Source organism: Nonomuraea sp. NPDC048826, from assembly GCF_043198225.1.
GTDB lineage: Bacteria > Actinomycetota > Actinomycetes > Streptosporangiales > Streptosporangiaceae > Nonomuraea.
In genome coordinates this window covers 143,101-161,729 of the sequence record NZ_JBICUQ010000011.1, presented here as the reverse complement: position 1 = coordinate 161,729, position 18,629 = coordinate 143,101, and the positions used below count along the sequence as shown (strand labels likewise).

25 protein-coding genes, 1 tRNA gene and 1 pseudogene are annotated in these 18,629 nt (G+C 67.0%); 10 read left to right on the top strand and 17 right to left on the bottom strand.

Features of this window, described 5'->3' with window-relative positions; all coding sequences use genetic code 11:
* Positions 1-7: 7 nt before the first annotated feature.
* Complete coding sequence (locus ACGFI7_RS35550; RefSeq protein WP_393412532.1) at positions 8-1,009, bottom strand: hypothetical protein; 1,002 nt, start codon at positions 1,007-1,009, stop codon at positions 8-10.
* Complete coding sequence (locus tag ACGFI7_RS35545) at positions 1,006-1,218, bottom strand: heavy-metal-associated domain-containing protein (protein ID WP_393412530.1); 213 nt, start codon at positions 1,216-1,218, stop codon at positions 1,006-1,008. Before ACGFI7_RS35545 ends, ACGFI7_RS35550 begins: the two co-directional genes overlap by 4 nt.
* A 284-nt stretch (positions 1,219-1,502) precedes the next feature.
* On the opposite strand from ACGFI7_RS35545, the gene ACGFI7_RS35540 reads away from it, so the two are divergent.
* The 3 genes from ACGFI7_RS35540 to ACGFI7_RS35530 all read left to right on the top strand — a co-directional run bounded on the left by ACGFI7_RS35540 (position 1,503) and on the right by ACGFI7_RS35530 (position 2,462).
* Positions 1,503-1,622, top strand: coding sequence for a DLW-39 family protein (locus ACGFI7_RS35540; RefSeq protein WP_393412528.1), 120 nt, complete (start codon positions 1,503-1,505; stop codon positions 1,620-1,622).
* Between the two features lie 16 nt (positions 1,623-1,638).
* Positions 1,639-2,370 carry an HAD family hydrolase gene (locus tag ACGFI7_RS35535; RefSeq protein WP_393412526.1) on the top strand — a complete coding sequence of 244 codons (732 nt, stop codon included), beginning with the start codon at positions 1,639-1,641 and terminating at the stop codon, positions 2,368-2,370.
* 19 nt (positions 2,371-2,389) lie between these two features.
* Positions 2,390-2,462 (top strand) — tRNA-Ala (locus ACGFI7_RS35530).
* A 79-nt stretch (positions 2,463-2,541) separates the two neighbouring features.
* Here ACGFI7_RS35530 and ACGFI7_RS35525 read toward each other — a convergent pair.
* The 3 genes from ACGFI7_RS35525 to ACGFI7_RS35515 all read right to left on the bottom strand — a co-directional run bounded on the left by ACGFI7_RS35525 (position 2,542) and on the right by ACGFI7_RS35515 (position 3,674).
* Positions 2,542-2,952: a type II toxin-antitoxin system VapC family toxin gene (locus tag ACGFI7_RS35525; protein ID WP_393412524.1), complete on the bottom strand. Its 411-nt coding sequence runs from the start codon at positions 2,950-2,952 to the stop codon at positions 2,542-2,544.
* A 2-nt stretch (positions 2,953-2,954) separates the two neighbouring features.
* Positions 2,955-3,269 (bottom strand): type II toxin-antitoxin system Phd/YefM family antitoxin, encoded by a 315-nt coding sequence (locus ACGFI7_RS35520; protein ID WP_393412521.1) that lies wholly within the window; start codon positions 3,267-3,269, stop codon positions 2,955-2,957.
* A 267-nt stretch (positions 3,270-3,536) separates the two neighbouring features.
* The gene (locus tag ACGFI7_RS35515) at positions 3,537-3,674 is read right to left on the bottom strand and encodes a hypothetical protein (RefSeq protein WP_393412519.1); all 138 of its coding nucleotides are present in this window, start codon (positions 3,672-3,674) and stop codon (positions 3,537-3,539) included.
* Positions 3,675-4,014: 340 nt separating this feature from the next.
* Here ACGFI7_RS35515 and ACGFI7_RS35510 point away from each other — a divergent pair, with 340 nt between their 5' ends.
* On the top strand, positions 4,015-4,677 hold the full coding sequence (locus ACGFI7_RS35510; RefSeq protein WP_393412517.1) for a hypothetical protein: 663 nt from the start codon (positions 4,015-4,017) through the stop codon (positions 4,675-4,677).
* Between the two features lie 164 nt (positions 4,678-4,841).
* Here ACGFI7_RS35510 and ACGFI7_RS35505 read toward each other — a convergent pair whose 3' ends face one another.
* The 8 genes and pseudogenes from ACGFI7_RS35505 to ACGFI7_RS35470 all read right to left on the bottom strand — a co-directional run bounded on the left by ACGFI7_RS35505 (position 4,842) and on the right by ACGFI7_RS35470 (position 10,569).
* Positions 4,842-5,276, bottom strand: coding sequence for a hypothetical protein (locus ACGFI7_RS35505; RefSeq protein WP_393412515.1), 435 nt, complete (start codon positions 5,274-5,276; stop codon positions 4,842-4,844).
* Positions 5,277-5,384: 108 nt separating this feature from the next.
* Positions 5,385-5,462, bottom strand: a pseudogene (locus ACGFI7_RS35500) (transposase); the annotation flags it as partial.
* A 50-nt stretch (positions 5,463-5,512) separates the two neighbouring features.
* Positions 5,513-5,968, bottom strand: a complete 456-nt coding sequence (locus ACGFI7_RS35495; RefSeq protein WP_393412513.1) for a MarR family winged helix-turn-helix transcriptional regulator — start codon at positions 5,966-5,968, stop codon at positions 5,513-5,515.
* A complete protein-coding gene (locus ACGFI7_RS35490) occupies positions 5,955-6,707 on the bottom strand; it encodes an alpha/beta fold hydrolase (RefSeq protein ID WP_393412511.1) in 753 nt (250 codons plus the stop codon). Before ACGFI7_RS35490 ends, ACGFI7_RS35495 begins: the two co-directional genes overlap by 14 nt.
* A 442-nt stretch (positions 6,708-7,149) precedes the next feature.
* Positions 7,150-7,677 carry a hypothetical protein gene (locus ACGFI7_RS35485; RefSeq protein WP_393412509.1) on the bottom strand — a complete coding sequence of 176 codons (528 nt, stop codon included), beginning with the start codon at positions 7,675-7,677 and terminating at the stop codon, positions 7,150-7,152.
* 360 nt (positions 7,678-8,037) lie between these two features.
* Complete coding sequence (locus tag ACGFI7_RS35480) at positions 8,038-8,619, bottom strand: dihydrofolate reductase family protein (protein ID WP_393412507.1); 582 nt, start codon at positions 8,617-8,619, stop codon at positions 8,038-8,040.
* Positions 8,616-9,005, bottom strand: a complete 390-nt coding sequence (locus ACGFI7_RS35475) for a VOC family protein (RefSeq protein ID WP_393412505.1) — start codon at positions 9,003-9,005, stop codon at positions 8,616-8,618. Before ACGFI7_RS35475 ends, ACGFI7_RS35480 begins: the two co-directional genes overlap by 4 nt.
* 19 nt (positions 9,006-9,024) lie before the next feature.
* Entirely contained in the window at positions 9,025-10,569 is a 1,545-nt protein-coding gene (locus ACGFI7_RS35470; RefSeq protein WP_393412503.1) for an MFS transporter, read from the bottom strand.
* A gap of 304 nt (positions 10,570-10,873) precedes the next feature.
* Between ACGFI7_RS35470 and ACGFI7_RS35465 the strand changes: the two genes are divergently transcribed.
* Together ACGFI7_RS35465 and ACGFI7_RS35460 are read left to right on the top strand one after the other, a co-directional pair.
* Positions 10,874-13,561: an ATP-binding protein gene (locus ACGFI7_RS35465; RefSeq protein ID WP_393412501.1), complete on the top strand. Its 2,688-nt coding sequence runs from the start codon at positions 10,874-10,876 to the stop codon at positions 13,559-13,561.
* A gap of 22 nt (positions 13,562-13,583) precedes the next feature.
* Entirely contained in the window at positions 13,584-13,754 is a 171-nt protein-coding gene (locus ACGFI7_RS35460) for a hypothetical protein (protein ID WP_393412499.1), read from the top strand.
* 150 nt (positions 13,755-13,904) lie between these two features.
* Here the strand turns inward: ACGFI7_RS35460 and ACGFI7_RS35455 are convergent, their stop codons facing one another.
* Positions 13,905-14,291, bottom strand: a complete 387-nt coding sequence (locus ACGFI7_RS35455) for a hypothetical protein (protein ID WP_393412497.1) — start codon at positions 14,289-14,291, stop codon at positions 13,905-13,907.
* A 219-nt stretch (positions 14,292-14,510) separates the two neighbouring features.
* Between ACGFI7_RS35455 and ACGFI7_RS35450 the strand changes: the two genes are divergently transcribed.
* The 4 genes from ACGFI7_RS35450 (at position 14,511) to ACGFI7_RS35435 (ending at position 16,271) form a co-directional block, all read left to right on the top strand.
* The gene (locus ACGFI7_RS35450; RefSeq protein WP_393412495.1) at positions 14,511-14,810 is read left to right on the top strand and encodes a DUF6247 family protein; all 300 of its coding nucleotides are present in this window, start codon (positions 14,511-14,513) and stop codon (positions 14,808-14,810) included.
* The gene (locus ACGFI7_RS35445) at positions 14,807-15,064 is read left to right on the top strand and encodes a hypothetical protein (protein WP_393412490.1); all 258 of its coding nucleotides are present in this window, start codon (positions 14,807-14,809) and stop codon (positions 15,062-15,064) included. Before ACGFI7_RS35450 ends, ACGFI7_RS35445 begins: the two co-directional genes overlap by 4 nt.
* A 178-nt stretch (positions 15,065-15,242) precedes the next feature.
* Positions 15,243-15,590, top strand: coding sequence for a hypothetical protein (locus ACGFI7_RS35440; protein ID WP_393412488.1), 348 nt, complete (start codon positions 15,243-15,245; stop codon positions 15,588-15,590).
* Positions 15,591-15,671: 81 nt separating this feature from the next.
* Positions 15,672-16,271, top strand: coding sequence for a hypothetical protein (locus ACGFI7_RS35435; RefSeq protein WP_393412486.1), 600 nt, complete (start codon positions 15,672-15,674; stop codon positions 16,269-16,271).
* 102 nt (positions 16,272-16,373) lie between these two features.
* Here ACGFI7_RS35435 and ACGFI7_RS35430 read toward each other — a convergent pair whose 3' ends face one another.
* From ACGFI7_RS35430 to ACGFI7_RS35420, 3 genes are all read right to left on the bottom strand, one after another.
* A complete protein-coding gene (locus ACGFI7_RS35430) occupies positions 16,374-16,802 on the bottom strand; it encodes a hypothetical protein (protein ID WP_393412484.1) in 429 nt (142 codons plus the stop codon).
* A 122-nt stretch (positions 16,803-16,924) separates the two neighbouring features.
* Complete coding sequence (locus ACGFI7_RS35425) at positions 16,925-17,614, bottom strand: glycosyltransferase family 2 protein (protein ID WP_393412482.1); 690 nt, start codon at positions 17,612-17,614, stop codon at positions 16,925-16,927.
* Positions 17,611-18,582 (bottom strand): NAD-dependent epimerase/dehydratase family protein, encoded by a 972-nt coding sequence (locus ACGFI7_RS35420; protein ID WP_393412860.1) that lies wholly within the window; start codon positions 18,580-18,582, stop codon positions 17,611-17,613. Before ACGFI7_RS35420 ends, ACGFI7_RS35425 begins: the two co-directional genes overlap by 4 nt.
* Between the last annotated feature and the right edge of the window lie 47 nt (positions 18,583-18,629).

The following is an 18,629-nucleotide window of genomic DNA, read 5'->3' as shown; positions in this document are numbered from 1 at the left end:
CGGCGTCTCAGTGGCCGTGCGGCTGGGTCTCGGCCGTGAAGGCCGCGGTGCGGACCTTGCCGTCGTGCTTGAAGTCCAGGAACAGGCGGTACGCGCCGTCACTCGGCACCTCCGCGTAGAACGTGATCTCCGGACCCGCCCGGCCGGTGTCCTCGGGGTGGACGTGCAGGTAGGCGAGATCGCCTGCCCGGAGCGCCACCAGGTGGCCGTAGGCGCCGAGGTAGGGCTGCAGGTCGGTGACCGGCTTGCCGTCCTTGCTCACCCGGAGCGTCAGCTTGCTCGACTCGCCGGGCTTCAGCCGCCCGTCGAGGCTCACAGTGTAGTCGCCGACCTCCGCCTCGTCGGCGGCGTGCGGCAGCTCGCGCGGACGGTAGTCGCCCGGGGTCTGCAGGTCGAGGCCGAGCGTCAGCTTGTCGGCGCCGGTGGGCTTGAAGTCGGCGAAGGCGCGGTACGGGCCGGCCTCCTTGAGCTTCAGCTCGGTGCGCCAGGTGCCGTCGTCGGCCATCTTCGGGTGCAGGTGCTGGAAGCTGTTCAGGTCACGGGAGGCGACGATGAGGTGGAGCTTCTTGTCGTGCTCGACGTCGTACGCGGTCACCGGCTTGCCGTCGGGACCCACGATCGTGAAGCGGAAGTCGTCGGGGTCGTCGGGGTCGTCGGTGTCGACGCGGGTGAAGGTGTAGCCGCTCTCGGACACTTGAAGCCCCCCGGGGGTATCCGCAGCACCTGAGTGTGCGCTGTCATCGCCGTGGTCGTCCTTGTGGGCCGCGGTGCTGGTCGGTTGCGCCTGGTCTGTCGCGTGGTCGCCCTTTGCCTTGGCGTCGGCTCCGTGACCGGCGCCTTCAGGGGAGTCGGTGCCGTGAGGCGCGGCCGTCCCGGCCCGGTCGGCGGCCTGGCCGGTCGGGCCCGGGGTGGGCCCGACCTGGCCGACCGCGTTGCCGGCGCCCAGCGCGGCCGCGAAGACGACCGCGAGCCCGGCCCCGTAGAGGCCCAACCGGCCTACCGTGTTCATGACGAGCCCACCAGCTCGTATCCGGCTTCCTTGACCGCGCCGCTGATCGTGGCCTCGTCGACCGGGCCCTCGCTGACCACGGTCAGCCGGCCGCTCGCGAGGTCGACGTCGACGGAGGTCACGCCGGACACCTCGCCGACCTCCTCCTTGACGGAGCTCACGCAGTGGCCGCAGGTCATGCCCTTGACGGTGTAGATGGAGGTGGTCATCGCCGGCTCCTTCGTATGCTCGTACAGAGTGCTTGCCATCGAGTCTAACACCGTACCCCCCTAGGGTATTCGTCCGCCCTGGCGGTGCCATACCGGGAGGGGGTATGCGAGGACCATATATACCACTAGGGGGTATGTCAATCCTCAGGCCGGCGTGTTCCTTGAACAATCCGTACATCTGGTCCGCGCAAAGACAGGGACCGCAGCCATCCCTTGCTAGGCTGCAAAGCATTCCGTTGGGTCTCGCCCGGCGGGCGAGGCCGTCGAAGAAGTGGGGTCACACAGTGAAGAAGCTGCTTGTTCTGGCGCTGGTCGCCCTTGGGGGGCTGCTCATCTGGCGGAAGCGCCAGGCCGACCGCGCAGAGCTCGATCTCTGGACCGAGGCGACCGGTAGCGAGAACTAACCCGACCGGCGAGGCGATGACTGACATCGTCCCTGTGAAGCTCGTGTGCCTGGACCTGGCAGGCACCACGGTCGGCGACATCGCCACAGTCGAGCGCGCGTTCGCCGAGGCGATCGCCACCCAGGGCATAGTCCCCGGGACCGGAGCGTACGCACGTGCCATGGTGCACGTGCACCGGTCCCGGGGGCAACCCAAGATCGACGTCTTCCGCGGCATCTTCCCCGAGAACGAAGCCCGGGCCCAGGCCGCCAACCTGACCTTCGAGCGTGCCTACGAAGGCGCACTCGAACGGTCCGGCCTCACCCCCGCCCCCGGCGTCGTCGAAGTCCTCGACAAGCTCCGCGGCTCCGACATCAAGCTCGCCCTCGTCACCGGCTTCAGCCGCCCCACGCTCGGCCGCGTCCTCGGCCTCCTCGGCTGGCACGACAAGATCGACCTGGCCATCAGCCCCGAAGACGCGGGCGGCCGCGGCCGCCCCTGGCCCGACATGGTCCTGCACGCCGTCCTCCGCCTCGGCATCCCCGACGTCCGCCAGGTTGCCGTCGCCGGAGACTCCGAGAGCCACATCCTCGCCGGCCGCCGCGCCGGCGCCGCCATCGTCGCCGGCATCCTCACCACCAGCGGCCACAGCCGCGAACGCCTCACCCAAGGCGGCGCCACCCACATCCTGCGATCCCTCGACGAACTCCCCGAACTGATCCTGAGCGGCGACCTGGGAAGCGCGCGGACACCGGCGTCGGCCCGGTAAGCTATCTTCAACCTTCGAAGGGGCCTTAGCTCAGCTGGCAGAGCGCCTGCTTTGCAAGCAGGAAGTCAGGAGTTCGAATCTCCTAGGCTCCACCCCAGGTAAAAGGCCACTTCCCATGATCGGGAAGTGGCCTTTCCATCTTGCAGAGCTGCCACAAGGCGCCTGTGGAATTCACTGGGGGCGAGTGACCGGAACTACCGTAATCAGGTGTTCCAGACCCTTGAAATCCTTAGGGTTGCAGGTGTAGAGGGGGAGCCGGTTCGCGATCGCCACACAGGCAATCATCAGATCTGCAGTGCGGGGGCGTGGTTTGCGTCCTGAGGCGATGACAGCCGTCCACAACTGGCCGTACTCGCGGGCTGCGGTGTCGTCGAAAGGGAGGGGATCGAATTCGGCTTCGGCGGTCTGCAGGATCTTCATTCGCTGGGCGAGTTCCTGCGGCCCTGTCGCCACCAAGACTCCGACCGAGAGCTCCGCGGTGGTGATGGCACTGATCATCATCTCATCAGGGAGCTCGTCGGCATCGATGCCGGCGCGCAGGATGAGGATGTTGGTGTCGAGCAGCCCTAGGGCGTGGGTCATCCCTAGTCCTCCGCGGATTCGCGTCTGCCGTATGCGCGATCGTAAGGATCGTAGAGATCGTCGTTGACGTGGCGGTCCATGTCCTCGCGATATTTACGGTCGTCCAGTCGTGGCATGCCACGCGACACGGCGGCGAACTCGGCACGCGAAACGACCCGGCGCCGGCGGCGGAGCGGGACCAGATCACCGATGTGATGGCCATTACGGGTAACGGCGTACCGCTCCCCACGTTCCAGTCCATCCATGATCTCCGCTGACCGATTGCGCAGGTCGCGCTGAGAGATCTCATGGGAGTGGTCAGACGCAGGAGTGCTCACGTCTGAAGCCTACAGTGTTGTGCCATTCGGTGCTACCTAGTAGCACGACTGGATAATGTCAAGCCCAAAGGGGCCGTGGCTGGTGGGAGAGAGCGGGCGCGAGGGCGAGATCGCTTCCCGGGCCCACGCGGAGGCTCCTGTATGGCAGAGAAGTACAGCAACCGGGCCGCACTGCGGCTCACCCTGACATCCTCCAGCACATGCCTGAGTTGAGTGAGGCGGTGTCCGCCAGGCCGGAGTCGAGCATCCATCCGTGTCGTGGCGGTATCAGGCGTCCACTCTTCCTCCCGCGTCGTGACTCCTTCGCCTCAGATCGAGTCGGCTCGACGCCCTGTATTGGGTGATCTGCCCGGGATCCAGTTCGGCGGACTGGATCACGAAGTAGACCTGCTGCTCGACGATCACGTGGACACGGTAGCGGTTCAATCGTTGGCGGGCGCTTGCACGACTGGGCAGGGGCGGCCGCTTCTGCTGCTCAAGCCTTGATCGCCGTGCCAATAGCGTCTCTGGAATGCCATCAATGGTTCGATAAGTGCGGCCCGCTGCGATGATGGGGTCGCCCGTAGGCCCCAGCCACGTTTCCGAGCCGGCCTTGAAGTAGACCGGCTCGTCCGGCAGCCAGTAATAGAGATCTTGGAAATTGCTTGTTAACGATCGGATCTCTTTGGAGCGGGCTGGTAATCTCTCTAGCTGGTTTGCCCGTCTTAGGGAACGTTCCCGTATCACTCACTTCGGAGTGCCGACGATGGCGTACCAGCAGGGCCCCCAGGATCCACGGCAGTGGCACACTCAACCGAGGCAGCCGCACTTCCAGCAGCCTCAAGGCCAACCGCCGCTCGGATACGGTTACCCGCCCCCGCGGAGGAAGTCCAATGCTGGGCTGATCCTTGTCACTACCGGAGCCGCCGCGCTGCTGCTGTTCGGCGGATGCGCGGCATTGGTCGGCCTTGTCGGCGAGTCGCCGCAGAGCGCTGACACGATCGCCGCTACGGGGACGGATGCGGAACCGGCCGAGAAAGCTGGAGAAGAAGCGGAGAAGCCGACCACGGCGTCGAGCAAGAAAAAGTTCACGGCTGGTGACTACAAGGTTCTCTCGCCCCGCGGGTTCGCCAAACTCGTAAAAAACCCCGACGTGTTCAAGGGTGAGAAATTCATCATCTACGGGGAAGTCACCCAGTTCGACGCCGCTACGGGCAACGACATCTTCCGTGCAAATTCAGGAGGGAAGAAAATGCAGCCAGAGTACGGTCTCACAAGCTACGACCAGAACTCTCTATTCACTGGTTCCAAGGACCAACTCAGTGACGTGGTTGAAGGCGATGTCTTCCAGGCGTACGCGACTGTTCTCGGCAGCTATAGCTATGACACTCAAATCGGCGGAAATACCACGGTCCGAGTTTTCAGGTAGACAAGATCAAAGTCTACGCAAGCACCAAGCAGTAGTGGTCGAGTTCGAATCTCTAGGCTCCACCACACGTCGAAGGCCACATCCCATGATCGGGAAGTGGCCTTTTCGATCTCGTACAGCTGCGAAGTACAAGTCTCGCGACGGCGGGAGCCGAGCGGTCCGGATCAGATGACGCCGCTCTGCCCGACGCAGCTCGTGACACCCTTCCTACCGGCCAGCTTCACGAAGACCCGATGCGCCATCGGCCGGGTCGCCGAGATCGCCCTGCTGCCGGCGTTGCCCGTGATCACGGTCGTCAGGAACTCGGCGTCCGGAAGGCCGCCCCGATCCTGGACGGGACTGACCTTGACCGTGGTGGGGCCTCCGGAGGCCGTCCAGTGGACACGGCTGAAGCGGTGCCCAAACGTCGTGTTGATGTAGGAGACGGTCACCTTCAGCCTGTAGGACCCCTTCGAACAGGTCGCGACGAGGGCCTTGGCTGCCGACGTGGTCACCGACGCCGCCGGCGCGGACGCGGTCACCGACGCCGACGCGGGCGCGCCCATCATGGCCACGGTCCCCGAGGGCCCGACGACGACCGCGCTACGCATGATCTTCATATGGTTCCCTCCGTTGATTTCCGTCGAGGTGAGACCGTACGGAGACGCGGTATGGCGGAGGTATGTCCCAAACCCTTTCGTGATCTTTATCGGCCCCCCCCAATCCAGTGACCAGCGGCGATGCCGGTTGCGGACCGTCTTCCACGCCCCGTAGCAGGGCGGCAGGTCCCGCCACGGGGCGCCCGTCCGCGTCCGGATGATCTACACCCAACCCGCCGAAGATCGCTGGATACGCCCTACTGGTGGGCGCGGCGGACCAGAGCCTGACCGGCGGGCAGGTCGCCGACGAAGTCTCGCAGGAAGCCGAGGATCTGCTCAAGATCGCGGCCCTCGGCTGCGGCGTCGATCGACTGATAGAGCCCTTCCTCGATCTCGGTGATGTGCCGTCCCAGATGGATCCCTTCCTCGGTGAGCGACAAGTCGACGTGACGGCGATCGTGGGCCACCACGTCACGCCTGACCAGGCCTACGGTGACCAGTCGATCGACGAGCCTGCTCGGGCTGTTGCCGCTCTCGCAAACCAGCAGTTCGCCAAGGCCGTTGAGCGTCAGAGGGCCACGCTCCTGTAGGACGCGGATCACCTCGGCCTGGGAGGGGGTGATGCCGAGCGGCCGCAAGGCTTGGCCGAGCAGTCGGTTGCCTTCCCGCTGCGCGGCCAGGATCAGGTATCTGAGTTCCTCAGCGGGCCGCACCGGCCACCTCGCGATCGTCGACCGTTTCGGCTAGGAACGCCTCAACCGCGCGGGCGTAGGTTTCGGGATGCGTGAAGCGGAACATGTGCCCGGTGCGGTCCAGCACGATCTCGCGGGAGTCCGGGATTCCCGCACGCATGATCTCCGCCGCCTGCTCGCCGATCAGCTCGTCATGTGACGGCGTGATGATCAGGGTGGGCACTCGTACCTTATCGAGACGGTCGGTGTAGTCGGCGGCAAGTGCCGCGGTGACGCGTGCTCCGAAGGACGTTGCCGGGGTGTTGTCCAGGAACAGCCGGCGGCTGTCGGCCTCGCTCCAGGGCATCTGGCCCTCACGGTCGTGGGGTGAGGCCAGCCGGTGGGCGTGCGCGCGCAGCACCAGCTGCCGGTAGGGGCCGCCGCGCAGCTTGCCCATGATCCGCATGGCGCTCTTCCAGACCGGGGAGGAGACAGGGTTTGCCGCGAAGCCACCCGACATCACCAGAGCGCGAAGTCCGGCCGGTTGGCGGACGGCCAGCGCCAGCGCGATGTTCGCTCCGAAGGAGTCCCCGACAAGCACATAGTTGTCCAGATCCGCGACATGGGTCGCGGCGGCGTCGGCGTAGACCTCCATGTCGGCCACGCCTTCGAGGAGCCTGAAGGTACGCCGCGGGCGGTGGGCCAGCGGGGGGAACTGCTCCAGGTCCCATGGGGCGCCGGAGAAGCAGGGGATGAAGACCAGAGTCGGTTCGTTCGTCATGCCAATACATTACACGACATGTATGTCGTGTCACCTAATCTCGGGCAAGCGTTGGCGCCTGTCGCATCGGACACGCGCGACACAAAGGGCGCGCTGACGTCGCCTCGATCCGGATCCGGCTTCGTGACCCCGTCACCTCGGAGCTGCCCGGCCCTGTGAGGGCAGCAGCGAGCTTGCGGAGTATGGGCGGCCCTTGAGCTGTGCGTGCGCGCGTTCGCCGCGACCGCGCAGGCGAGCGTGGGCACGATTGGCCTGTTCCTGGAAGTCGGCGTTGCACGTGACAAATCGACCGCAGCACGGTGGAACAGCATCCGAGGCCCCTGGTGTTGGCGGATGGATTGTGGTGATCGGCCCGTCTACCAGGGGTTTTCTATGTGGTCAGGCGAACGCCAGGGTCGCGATCATGATGAGACCCGCAGGCCTCCGACGGAGGATGAAAGGTTCAGCGTCTCCAGACGGTGGCGTCCAAGGTGACGGTCTCCTTGCCGAATTTGATCACCTGGAGCCGAGCGACGGCCCCGTTCGCGGTTCGCACGCAGAGAATGTCGTCTGTCCGTGCAATGACATACGTATCCTTCCCCGCCTGGGCCACGGCCGCGCACTCGGCCCGGGAGTTCACCTGTCCTGGTGCGACCATGAGTTTGGTGTCGTTCATGGCCTTGAAGTCCACGTCGGCGATTTTCCAGAGGATCTGGGCGGCATGGATGTCGATCTCGGCGTCGCCGCCGGCAAGGGTCTCGGAGTCGAAGTTGACGTCCTCGACTGCGAAGGATTCCAGGGTGAGGGGGCCTCGATAGGCGGGAAGGGGCTCGGCGGACGCGGTGACCGTCACGACGGATTGCGGCTCGCTTGCGGTGCACCCTGCCACGCCCAGGAGAGCGGCGACGATCGCGGTCACTCTATGGCCTGTCCTCACCTTCGGCACGATGGAGGCGGCGGAATGCCCGGTACGGCTGAGGCGCCCCCGCATGTTGCTCTCCTTTATTCACGGCGCCCAGCCGTGCGCTGAGGCCGCCAGGTGCGGATCATGCGCCGCAGCTTAACGAGCATCGGTATGAGTCGGGTATGTCGCTGCGGGTGGGCTACTGCATGAGGTTGCGACGGTATAGGGCACTGGCGACCTACGGTTTGATGGGCACGCAGGAAGTCAGGAGTTCGAACCTCCTAGACTCCACCTGGAGAACGTGCCCCCGCTGGGATCATCCAGCGAGGGTGTGTGACTGGCTGAGTGACTACGAGCGTGGGGACACGCAGTGGTCGCGATGCGTGGTGGATCAGCAGGGCGACCTCATATGCGGCTGCCGAGGGGACAGATCCGGGTGCCCTCCGCTCAGCCGTGCAGGGTGGGCCGGTAGATGAGCTCTTGAGTACGGCCGTCGAGTGTCCGGCTTCCGAGCAGTTCGAGGTCGAAGTCGGCCGCGCCCTGGAAGATCGGGGCCGTTCCGGTCTGTCCGGTGATCACTGGGAAGATTGTCACCTGGACCTGGTCGACCAGGCCGGCGGCCATCAGCGCCCGGTTCATGGCCAGGCTGCCGTGCGAGCGCAGCGGCACTTCGGATTCTTCCTTGAGCCGGGCGACGACGTCGACGGCGTCGCCGCTCACGAGGGTCGCGTTCGGCCAGGCGAGGGCGCCTTCGAGCGTGGTCGAGATCACTGTGGTCGGCAGGTTCCTCAGCCGGGTGTTCACCGGATCGCTCACCTCGGGCTCGGTGCTCGGGCCCAGCAGCTGCACGGATTCCCGGTAGGTGTTGGCCCCGAAGACCATCCGCTGCTCCTCGCCGTACAAGGCGAAGCGGTAGTCGAGAAACTCGGGACCTTGCTTGCCCCAGTAGCCGCCCCAGTCGCCGTCGCCGCTGTAGGAGCCGTAGCCGTCGAGGCTGGAATAGACGTCCCAGGTGTAGGTCGCGGTCATGATGTTCTCCTTGCGTGTGGTTGATCGGGTGTGATCGCGGCGGTCAGGCCGATCACGTGATCCTCGGGGTCGGTGAACTGGCCCAACTCGACGTTGGTTCCCGGCACGATGTCCGGGCCGAACAGGCGGCGGCCACCCAGCTCTTCGGCCCTGTCCAGAGCTGTACCGACATCGGGCACCTCGACGTAGATGGTGACGTGCCGGCTGTCACCGCTGTCACCGGAGCCGATGCCGCCGGTGATCCCGTCCGGCCCGCTCGGTTGGACCAGGCCGTAGCCGCCAGGACCGGAGGGTTCGACCTTCCAGCCGAACAATTGGGCATAGAAGGTGTGCAGCGCGGCGGCGTCGCCACCGACGATCTCGAAGTGCACGACGGGTTGGGGCATGGCTTCTCCTCGATCCGGGTCAAATCGATGAGCGCTCATGGCTCTGGGTGGCCGGCGTGGCCGATTCGGCTTCGGGCAGCGGGTCGGCGTCCGTCGTCGTGTCGTCGTCGCCGCGCGAGTTCCGCACGTGTCTGAACGCCCGCGCAGCGAGAACGGCCAGGCCGACGTAGATGACGGCGCTGACGATGCCCACCACGTGCATGCCGGAGGTGAAGGCGTCGCGGGCTGCGGCCAGCAGGTCACCGCTCTGCTCTGCGGGCAGCTGCCCGGCCACGGCGACCGCGCGGTCGATGCTTTCCCGGGCTGCGTCCGCCGCATCAGGACGTGCAGTGCCGAGACCGTCCTCCACGTTGCGCCGATACACCGCGGTCCCGAGCGTCGCGAGCGTGGCGATGCCGAACCCGATCCCGAACTCGGCGGCCGTCTGGACGATCGACGCCCCCGAACCGGCCTTGTCCGGAGGCACGGCCCCCATGGCGAGGAGATTGCAGAGCGCGGCCAGCGGAGCGGTGCCGAGCATGACGACACACATCGCGATGAAGATCGTCATCGGGCCGGACGTCGAGTCAGCCAGCGTGAAGACCAGGTAGCCGACACCCGCGACGATCAGTCCGCACGTGATCAGGTACGCCGGACGGATGTGGTTCGCCACCGGAGGAGTGGCCAGATTGCCGATGATCATCAGCACGTTGGGCACCAGCAGGAGCAAGCCGGCCGCCAGTGGGGTGAGGCCGGCGACGTTCTGCAGGTACTGCGTGACGAGGAGGAGGGTGCCGGCACCCACCACGGCGGTGACGAACATCAAGGTCAGAGCGGAGCTGAACGTACGGTTGCCGAACATGCGCAGATCGAGCAGCGGGTGCTCCAGGCGCCGTTGCCGCTGGACGAACACCAGCCCTACCGCGAAGCCGAACGCCAGCGCCCCGGCGGGGAACCACTCCCAGCCGTTGCGGGCAAGTTCCTTGAGCCCATAGACGAACGGCAAGATCGCTGCGAGGGACAGCACGACGCTGACCGGGTCGAGCTTGCCGACCTGCGGCGCCTTCTGTTCGGGGAGCAGGAAGCGGCCGAACGCCAGCAGCAGCGCGATCCCCGGCACGGACACCAAGAAGACCGAACCCCACCAGAAATACTCGAGCAGGACGCCACCGACGAGCGGGCCGAGCGTCGCCCCGCCCATGAAACAGGCCAGATAGACGGCCAGGGCGCGGCGGCTCTGCTGCGGGTCGGTGAACATGCCGGTGATCAGGGCCAGCACCGACGGCGTCACCGCGGCACCAGCCACGCCGAGCAGCGCACGGCTGGCGATGAGCATCTCCGGGCTGGTGGAGAACGCCGCCGCCACCGAGGCGATGCCGAACGTCGCGGCGCCGATGAACAACAGCTTCCTCCGGCCGATCCGGTCACCGATGGTGCCCATGGTGACCAGGAAACCCGCGATCATGAGGCCGTAGATGTCCACGATCCACAGCTGCTGGATGCCGCTGGCTGCGAGGTCGGCGGTGAGGCGGGGTACGGCCAGGTACAGCACGGAGAAGTCCATCGTGACGAGGAACGTGGGCACGCTGAGCACGGCAAGCCCAACCCATTCCCGCCACCCGGCTCCGGGTCTCGTATTTCCAGTAGTCACGGTCTACTCCAGTCGGTGGTGTTGAGCTCCCGCCGGTCGTGGCGATCGCCGCGGCAGTCCGGCGGCTCCTGCACCGACGATCACCGCCTCGTATCGCTTGGTCATGGCTGTGCGAATGACGCTGATCGGGGTGACCTCGGGATGGCGGCAGTGCTTCGACGCTAGGGCGATCGACCGGTACCCGAATCAGTATCGGTATCAGTGATCGCACGGCCGGTACGGCGGTAGTCTGGCCGTCATGCTTCGCGGCCGGCAGGTTGAGTGTGCTGCCATCGACACCCTGCTCGAGCAGGTCCGGCGCGGGGTGAGTGGCGTGCTGCTGGTCCGCGGGGAGCCCGGGATCGGGAAGACCGCCCTGCTGGAGTACGCCCTCGGCGCGGTGGACGAGAACGTCCGGGTACTGCAGTGCATGGGCTATGAGTCGGAGAGCCAGGTGCCGTTCGCCGGGCTGCACCAGGCGCTCCGCCCGGTCCTTGACCATCTTCCGGCCCTGGCAGAGCCGCAGCGCCGGGCGTTGTCCGGTGCGTTCGGGCTTGGCGAGGCCGCGCGGGACCGGTTCATGATCGGCGCGGCGGTGTTGTCGCTGCTGGCCGAAGCATCCGAAGTGTCGCCGCTGTTGGTTCTGATCGACGACGCGCACTGGATGGACCGGGCATCGCTGGATGCGTGGATCTTCGCGGCGCGCAGACTGGGGCGCGAGGCCGTCGGCGTACTGATCGCCACCCGGAACGAGCCCGGCGCGCCGGATGCGGCCGGACTCCCGGAGATCACGCTCGCCGGCCTACCGGCAGACGAAGCCGCGCTGCTGCTCGATGATCTCGGTTTCGCAGGTGTCTCCCGGACCGAGTTGGTCGCATCGACCGAAGGCAACCCCTTGGCGCTGCGTGAACTCGCAGCCGCAGGCCCGATGCCGTACGAGGGCCCCATACGGTTGACCGACCGCCTGGTGCAGGCGTTCGGTCGCCAGATCGAGGCACTCCCGCCCAGTACGCGCAGGTTTCTGACACTCGCAGCGGCCGACGACACCGGTGATCTCGCAACCATTCACCGGGCGGCTCCGGCGGTCGGTACATCGCTCGCCGATCTGACCGCGGCGGAATCAGCCGGACTGGTTCGGGTGGCACAGGGCGCGTTGATCTTCCGGCACCCGCTGTTGCGGTCTGCCGCGTATCACCATGCGGCACTGGCCGATCGGCTGGAGTCTCATCGCGCCCTGGCAGCGGTCACCGGCAACGAATATCGGCGCGTCTGGCATCTGGCTGCTGCGACGATCGGACGCGACGACGCGATCGCCGACGCGATGGAGCAGGCGGGCAGGCGGGCGATGGCTCGGGGTGCCCACGGTGCGGCATCGTCGGCCTTCGGAAGGGCTGCTGAACTTTCGACCGAGGCGGGCGATGCGGTACGCCGCATGACCGACGCAGCGGAAGCGGCCATCGATGCAGGCAGGATCGAATGGGCCAGGGTGACGGCGCTGCAGACCCTTCCGACGTCCGGCGGACGGTTGCAGCGCGCACGGTTACTCGAGGTCGCCGGTCGGGCCGAATTCGCGGCCCGTATCCTGCACGAGGCCTATGACCACCTCCTGGCGGCCAGCGACGCGATGGCAGCAAGTGACGGCGAGCGTGCGTTCTGGCTGGGGCTGACCGCTGTGCACACCGTCTGGTCGATGCCCACCGATCCGGAGAAACTCGTCGCCGCTGTCGATCACCTTGCTTCGTCGGCGCCCGCGGGCACGTCACTGGATGCTGTCGCCTGGCTCGCCAAATGGGCTGCGGTGGCGGCCCTCGTGACCGACCCGCGCGGCTACCCCGCATTGGATCCGCTGCTCCTCCGCGCAGCTTGCGTCGCCAGGGAGCGTGGACCTGAGGCCCTGGCCGAGGTGATGAGCTTCGCGGCAATACTGAATCGGGACAAAACATCGTCGGAGATCGCCACGGAACTCATCCAGGGTGCCCGCGAGCGGGGCGCGGTCGCGGTGCTCCCATCGGCGCTTGCCCAGCTCAGCCTGAGCCAAGTCTTTCTTGGACGGTATCGGGACGCGCTGATCAGCGGCACCGAAGCGGTCACGCTGGGCCGTGATACCGGTCAACAGCTCTGGGCTGCGTACGCGAGCTCCGCGTTGGCCTACCTGGCGGCGATCCAGGGTGATGAGAAGCGTTGCCACGAGATGGCGGGCACCGACGCGGGTTCGCTGGGTGACGAGCGTGCGACGGGCACCCAGGCCCGCGCGGCCCTCGGCCTTCTCTATCTGGGACTTGGCCGGATCGCTGAGGCGCACGAATGCCTCGCCGGCGTGCAACGGGGACCAACCCGGCACCTGTCCGCCGTCCAGCGCAGCGTCCCCGACTTTATCGAAGCCGCCGTCCGAATCGGCCGTGCCGACGAGGCGTCCGAGGCGATGCGGCGTTGCGAAACCTGGGCGGCCGTCATGGACGAGCCGTGGACCGACGCCTTGGTGCTGCGGTGTCGGGCCCTGCTTGCGGCTGACGATTCGGCGGAGGATCTGTACGTTCAAGCACTGGCACGTCACCCGGCCGACGAACGGCCCTTCGATCGCGCCCGGACGACCCTGCTTTACGGCGAATGGCTACGCCGCGCCCGTCGCAAGAGTGAGGCCCGCGAGCACCTGGACGTCGCACGCCATCTGTTCGACCAGCTGGGCGCCCGGCCTTGGGCAGAGCGTGCAACGGGCGAACTGGCCGCCATCGACGGCTCGAGCCGGCAACGTACGACGCCGGCCGAGGGGAGCCGACTGACACCGCAGGAACTGCAGATCGCCGAACTCGCCGCAGCCGGCCTGTCCAATCGCGACATCGCGGCACAACTCTTCCTCAGCCCGCGCACCGTCGAGTACCACCTGTACAAGGTCTATCCGAAACTTGACATCCGATCCCGCGCCGAGCTCAGCAAGGTGCTTCATTGATCAACTACCGCGCGGACGCACGATGAGGCGGCACGGCCGCACGGTCACCGCGTACGTTGTGGAGTTCGCCCTGGACCGGGCGAGCGCCGACCTCGCCGCCCTGAAACGTGAGGCGGAGCGCCGCGGCGCACCCGAGGGTCTGACGTACCGACGGCTGGAACCGATCTTCCGTGATCTCGGCGTGGTCGGTTGAACGGTCCGGCTGAAGGCTGATCGGGTGCTGTGGTCAGCATGCCGGCTTCGCCGTTCTGTTGATCCTCTTACCCACCATCATCTGGCTCGCCAGGGTGATGTTGCGCCGCCGCAGATAGTGCCCCCAGTAGGGGCTCCGGCTCCGGGATGATCAGGCGGGACCGCGTGGCTCGGGTAGGAATTCGCTGCTCAGCAAGCCGTGGAAGATCGAGATTGGACTGTATTTCGATCGTTCCTCGGTGCCGAGACAAAGGTAGTCCGCGATGACGTGGCCCGAGAAGTCATCGCCGCTCACGGTGAATGTCACGCCCGACGCCCCACTGTCCTCTCCGACAGCGACCATGAATCCGTTCATCCTGGTCGGAAGGTTGATCAGGTGGACGACCTGGAAGAGCACTTCGACATGGGGCAGGTCAGGCTCGAACTCCGACCGCACGACGAGGCCACTGTGCGTAGGAACATAGCTCCAGAGGCGGAAGCGGCGGTTCGGGAAGGCAAGAGGAAGCGCGAGCTCGCCGGGATACCAAACTTCGCTCACGGCAGCACCCCACCACGGCCGGACCCGCATGACAAGCGATCAGCATGCTCGTCCGCGCTGCTCAGCGCGCCCGCTTCGCCGCTGGGTGAATGGGTTGTCCGGTGATCGTTCGCTGCACGGCTCACCTCTCTACTCTCATCATGGGAGGCGTGAAGGTCGCGTGACTGAGTGAGAGCACGAGGGCACGCTTTCGTGCTCAGGGAGGATAGGTTGGTCGGTATGACCGCTCAGCCTGTGGAGCCCGTTGCACCTTACGATCCAGGTGAAGATCCGGCCGCGATCTTCGAGGCGCTTCCGGTGTCGCACCGTGCGCAGTTCCGGGCGGAGTACGACGACGCTCTGGAGGCCGCGCACGACTTGGCCCGCTTCAAGCAGGTGCAGACGCTGTTGCGTCAGTGGCGTCTGCGTGCGATCGCTTACGCTCGCCCGGGCTACGAGGAGGCCGTCCAGGACGCTCTTCAAAACCGTACGGAGATGTTCACTCGCTACACCCCGCCGGAGTGGGAAGGCCGGGTGTGAGCTACAAGTTCGATGGTTTCCACGGACGCGCACTCTACGAGCTGAACGGTCTTCCCGAGGACGTTCGCGACGGCCCCTTGCTGGAGCGTCTTCTCGAACTCCTCCGCGATCCATGGGACGCGGTCGTGGAGCGTCCCGGGCAGTCCGTCGTGAGACACGCCTTCTTCGGAGATAGCAGCCAGGGGATGATGACGTTCATCCTCGATGAAGAAACCCGAGCCTTGCGCATCATCGACCTCCTCTGGGCCGGCTGACCTCTGTTGCGAGGTGGCCGAGCACGGCTCGACCCGCGGGGAGTCGAACGGGAGCGACCGACGGTTTCTGGCTTTTGTTTCGCAGCCCAGGCTCAAGCCAAGGGAGTGAGCTGAGCACTGGAGCACCACGGGCGGCGACCTGCGTGTCCCGCACTTCATCGGCCTGCACTCCATCCAGGTGTTCGTCCTCACGGTGCTGGTTCTCACCGCCCTCGCGTCCCGGATCGGTCCGCTACGCCACGAACGCGTACGCGCCCAGCTCACCGGGGTCGTCATCCTCGGCTACGGCGCGTTGTTCACGATCACCGCCTGGCAGGCGCTGCGCGGCCAGTCGCTGATCCACCCCGACGCGGCCACCTGGGCCGCGCTCGCGGCGACGGCCGTCCTGACCGCCCTGCCGGCGGCCCTGGCCGTCACAGCGGCCCACCGTGACGAGCTGGCCCGCCGCGCCGAGGCGGCGAGTCGGAGCGAACTGGTTCGCCGCAGAAAGGTGACGCACCAGCGTGGTGTCCGGTCCCACTTGTAGATCTTGACCCTTCGGTCGAGCGTGTGGATTCGGCCCCAGGACCTCGGCTGCTGAAGCGTTGTGAGGCGTTACTGTTCCAAGGTGCTTGGTCGCGAAGGGGTTCGGCTGGGCGACGAGGCTGCCCGCCGGCTGTTGCGGTCCGGCTGCTGTCGCATCGAGCCAGGGCTGACCGAAGCCGAATTCGCCCGCGTCGAACGCGAGTACGGATTCGAGTTCGCCGACGACCATCGGGCGTTCCTGGCCGCTGGGCTGCCGGTGAGCCCACCTGCCGAGGCAGGGCATACCCGGGCTCAACCCTGGCCGGACTGGCGAAACGGCGACCCCGACGAGCTGCGACCGTACCTGGATTGGCCGGCGGAAGGCGTCTTGTTCGACGTCCGACACGGTTACTGGCACGACGCCTGGGGCGTGCGCCCACTCCTTCCGGACGATGCGCTGACAGCAGCGAAGCTGCATCTCGCTCAGGCGCCACGCATGATCCCGATCTTCGCCCACCGCTACCTGCCCGCCGGACGCGGGACCTACGGGCACCCGGTGCTCTCGATCTACCAGACCGACATCATCTCTTACGGCAAAGACCTGCCTGACTACATCAACCGAGAGTTCGACCCCTCCGAAGCGGACACCAGCGACAGACGGAACGCACAGGCCACGGTCCCGTTCTGGCGAGACTTCCTCTGATTGGGGGCACCTCCTGGTCAAAGGCCGCATCCCATGATGGGGATGCGGCCTTTGACGTCTCGTACAGAAAGAGGAATCCACCGACGGTGACGAGTCGAGTCGTCAGGCCGGGATCTGCTTCTCGTGCCAGGTGTAGTAGAGGTAGGTGCTGTCAGGCCCGGTGAGTGTGCCGTAGACCTGCCAGAAGCTGTTGGGGCCGAGCGAGTAGCGGAAGATCTTGTCACCGGGGCGGTCGTCCACGAACACGTTCGGTGACCCGTTGGCCCAGCTTCGGACCTCGATCGTGAAGGTCGAGGTGTCCGGGATGTCGAGGCAGATCTCGTACGTGTACGACAGCGGGCCGCCGATGTTGTAGCTGCGGCCGTCTATCGCGGGTCGTTCGACGTTGGTGGGGACGTAGCTGTTGAGGACCCGGGGGTATCCGCCTGCGGCGCAGTCGAGGGTGGAGGTGGCCGCGGAGGCGGGGTTGGTGGCGGTGAGCGTGGCGCCGAGGACGCCGGTCGCGACGAGAATGGGGATGGTGCGCTTCATGCCTCTCCTCATCCGTGCGGTGGCGCTCCAACCGAGTAGTTGAAGACTGAACTTATTCTGATGTGATCGCCCCCGTCTGGACAAGGCCGGGCAAGGATCTGTTCAGCTCGGAGTAAAGCGGGTCATCGTCCTGAGGCACGCGAGGCCGGTCGGGGCTGCTGGAGCTCGGTCATGACGCGCCGCATGTCCGAGACGGCCTGGAGGGTGCCGCGCAGGGTGCCGGTGACCTTGCTGACGCCGGCTCGGGGCAGGTAGTCGACCTGCACCTCGGCGATCCGCCGGCCGGCCGCGGCGGCGCGCAGCACCATCTCCAGGGGGTAGCCGAAGCGGCGGTCGGTCAGGCCGAGGTCCAGGAGCGCCGCGCGTCTGGCCGCGCGCATGGGGCCGAGGTCGTGCAGCGGCGCTCCCGTACGGCGGCGCAGTGTGGCGGCCAGCACGGTGTTGCCCAGCCGCGCGTGCCAGGGCCAGGAACCCGCGGCGGCCGGGATGCGGCGTCCCAGGACCAGGTCGCCGTGCCCGTCGAGCACCGCGGCGGTCACGCGGGGCAGTTGGCCGGGGTCGAGCGAGGCGTCGGCGTCCATGAAGCAGACGAGTTCGGCGGTGGCGGCGAGGAGGCCGGCGTGGCAGGCGGCGCCGAAACCGCGTACCGGTTCATGGACCACCTCGGCCCCGAACTCGCGGGCGATGCGCGCGGAGCGGTCGGTGGAGCCGTTGTCGACCACGATCGGACGGTATCCGTCGGGCATGCGCCCGAGCACCCAGCCGAGCGCCGCCTCCTCGTTCAGGCAGGGCAGGATCACATCGACGGTCATGACCAGGCGAACTCCTTCATACCGGTCGCGAAATCGGTCTCGGCGTGGAAGCCGAGCTCGGCCTCGGCACGTCCGGGGGCGGCCACGATGTGGCGGACGTCGCCCAGCCGGTAGTCCCCGGTGATCACCGGGCCGGGCCCGCCCCGTTCGGCGGCCAGCGCGTCGGCCATCTCGCCCACCGTGCGCGGGGTGCCTGAGGCGATGTTCCAGGCACGCGACTCACCGGGCCGGACGGGCGCCGACATGGCCGCCAGGTTGGCCCGGGCGACGTCGCGTACGTGGACGAAGTCGCGGAGCTGGCGGCCGTCCTCGAACACCTTCGGGGCGCGGCCCGCCTGCAGCTCGGAGCGGAAGATCGCGGCCACCCCGGCGTAGGGGGTGTCGCGCGGCATGTGGGGTCCGTAGACGTTGTGGTAGCGCAGCGCCGCCGCGCTGCCGCCCGTCTCCCTGGCCCAGTTGGCGGCCAGGTGCTCCTGGGCGAGCTTGCTGGTGGCGTAGGCGTTGCGCGGATCGGTGGGGGCGTCCTCGTCGATGACGGTGCAGGCCAGCGGTTCGCCGCACCGGGGGCAGGGCGGGTCGAACCGGCCGCGCTCCAGCTCCGTCGCGGTGCGCGGGCCCGGCCTGACCTCGCCGTGCGCGACGCACTCGTAGCGGCCCTCGCCATAGACCACCATCGAGGACGCCAGGACCAGCCGGCGGATCGTGTGCCTGGCCATGGCGGCCAGCAGGACGGCCGTGCCGTACACGTTGGCCGAGGCGTAGTCGGGCAGGTCGGAGACGTCCACGCCGAGGCCCACCTTGGCGGCCTGGTGCACGACGACGTCCACGCCCGGCAGCAGCGTGTCGAGGAGGCCGGCGTCCCGGACGTCCGCGCCTGACCGCAGGTCGAGGCCGATGACGTCGTGTCCAGCCGCTTCCAGCGCCTCGACCACGTGCCTGCCGATGAAACCGGCCGAGCCGGTGACCATCACTCTCACGCCCCGACCGTAACCCCGCCGGGCGGCGCCGATCGGAT

What these genes read in the sequence shown, in the direction of transcription:
- ACGFI7_RS35550 (WP_393412532.1), bottom strand. Translation starts at nt 1,009, where the DNA reads ATGAACACGGTAGGCCGGTTGGGCCTCTACGGGGCCGGGCTCGCGGTC.
- ACGFI7_RS35545 (WP_393412530.1), bottom strand. Translation starts at nt 1,218, where the DNA reads ATGACCACCTCCATCTACACCGTCAAGGGCATGACCTGCGGCCACTGC.
- ACGFI7_RS35535 (WP_393412526.1), top strand. Translation starts at nt 1,639, where the DNA reads ATGACTGACATCGTCCCTGTGAAGCTCGTGTGCCTGGACCTGGCAGGC.
- ACGFI7_RS35525 (WP_393412524.1), bottom strand. Translation starts at nt 2,952, where the DNA reads ATGACCCACGCCCTAGGGCTGCTCGACACCAACATCCTCATCCTGCGC.
- ACGFI7_RS35510 (WP_393412517.1), top strand. Translation starts at nt 4,015, where the DNA reads ATGGCGTACCAGCAGGGCCCCCAGGATCCACGGCAGTGGCACACTCAA.
- ACGFI7_RS35505 (WP_393412515.1), bottom strand. Translation starts at nt 5,276, where the DNA reads ATGAAGATCATGCGTAGCGCGGTCGTCGTCGGGCCCTCGGGGACCGTG.
- ACGFI7_RS35490 (WP_393412511.1), bottom strand. Translation starts at nt 6,707, where the DNA reads ATGACGAACGAACCGACTCTGGTCTTCATCCCCTGCTTCTCCGGCGCC.
- ACGFI7_RS35485 (WP_393412509.1), bottom strand. Translation starts at nt 7,677, where the DNA reads ATGCGGGGGCGCCTCAGCCGTACCGGGCATTCCGCCGCCTCCATCGTG.
- ACGFI7_RS35480 (WP_393412507.1), bottom strand. Translation starts at nt 8,619, where the DNA reads ATGACCGCGACCTACACCTGGGACGTCTATTCCAGCCTCGACGGCTAC.
- ACGFI7_RS35475 (WP_393412505.1), bottom strand. Translation starts at nt 9,005, where the DNA reads ATGCCCCAACCCGTCGTGCACTTCGAGATCGTCGGTGGCGACGCCGCC.
- ACGFI7_RS35465 (WP_393412501.1), top strand. Translation starts at nt 10,874, where the DNA reads ATGCTTCGCGGCCGGCAGGTTGAGTGTGCTGCCATCGACACCCTGCTC.
- ACGFI7_RS35460 (WP_393412499.1), top strand. Translation starts at nt 13,584, where the DNA reads ATGAGGCGGCACGGCCGCACGGTCACCGCGTACGTTGTGGAGTTCGCC.
- ACGFI7_RS35450 (WP_393412495.1), top strand. Translation starts at nt 14,511, where the DNA reads ATGACCGCTCAGCCTGTGGAGCCCGTTGCACCTTACGATCCAGGTGAA.
- ACGFI7_RS35430 (WP_393412484.1), bottom strand. Translation starts at nt 16,802, where the DNA reads ATGAAGCGCACCATCCCCATTCTCGTCGCGACCGGCGTCCTCGGCGCC.
- ACGFI7_RS35425 (WP_393412482.1), bottom strand. Translation starts at nt 17,614, where the DNA reads ATGACCGTCGATGTGATCCTGCCCTGCCTGAACGAGGAGGCGGCGCTC.
- ACGFI7_RS35420 (WP_393412860.1), bottom strand. Translation starts at nt 18,582, where the DNA reads ATGGTCACCGGCTCGGCCGGTTTCATCGGCAGGCACGTGGTCGAGGCG.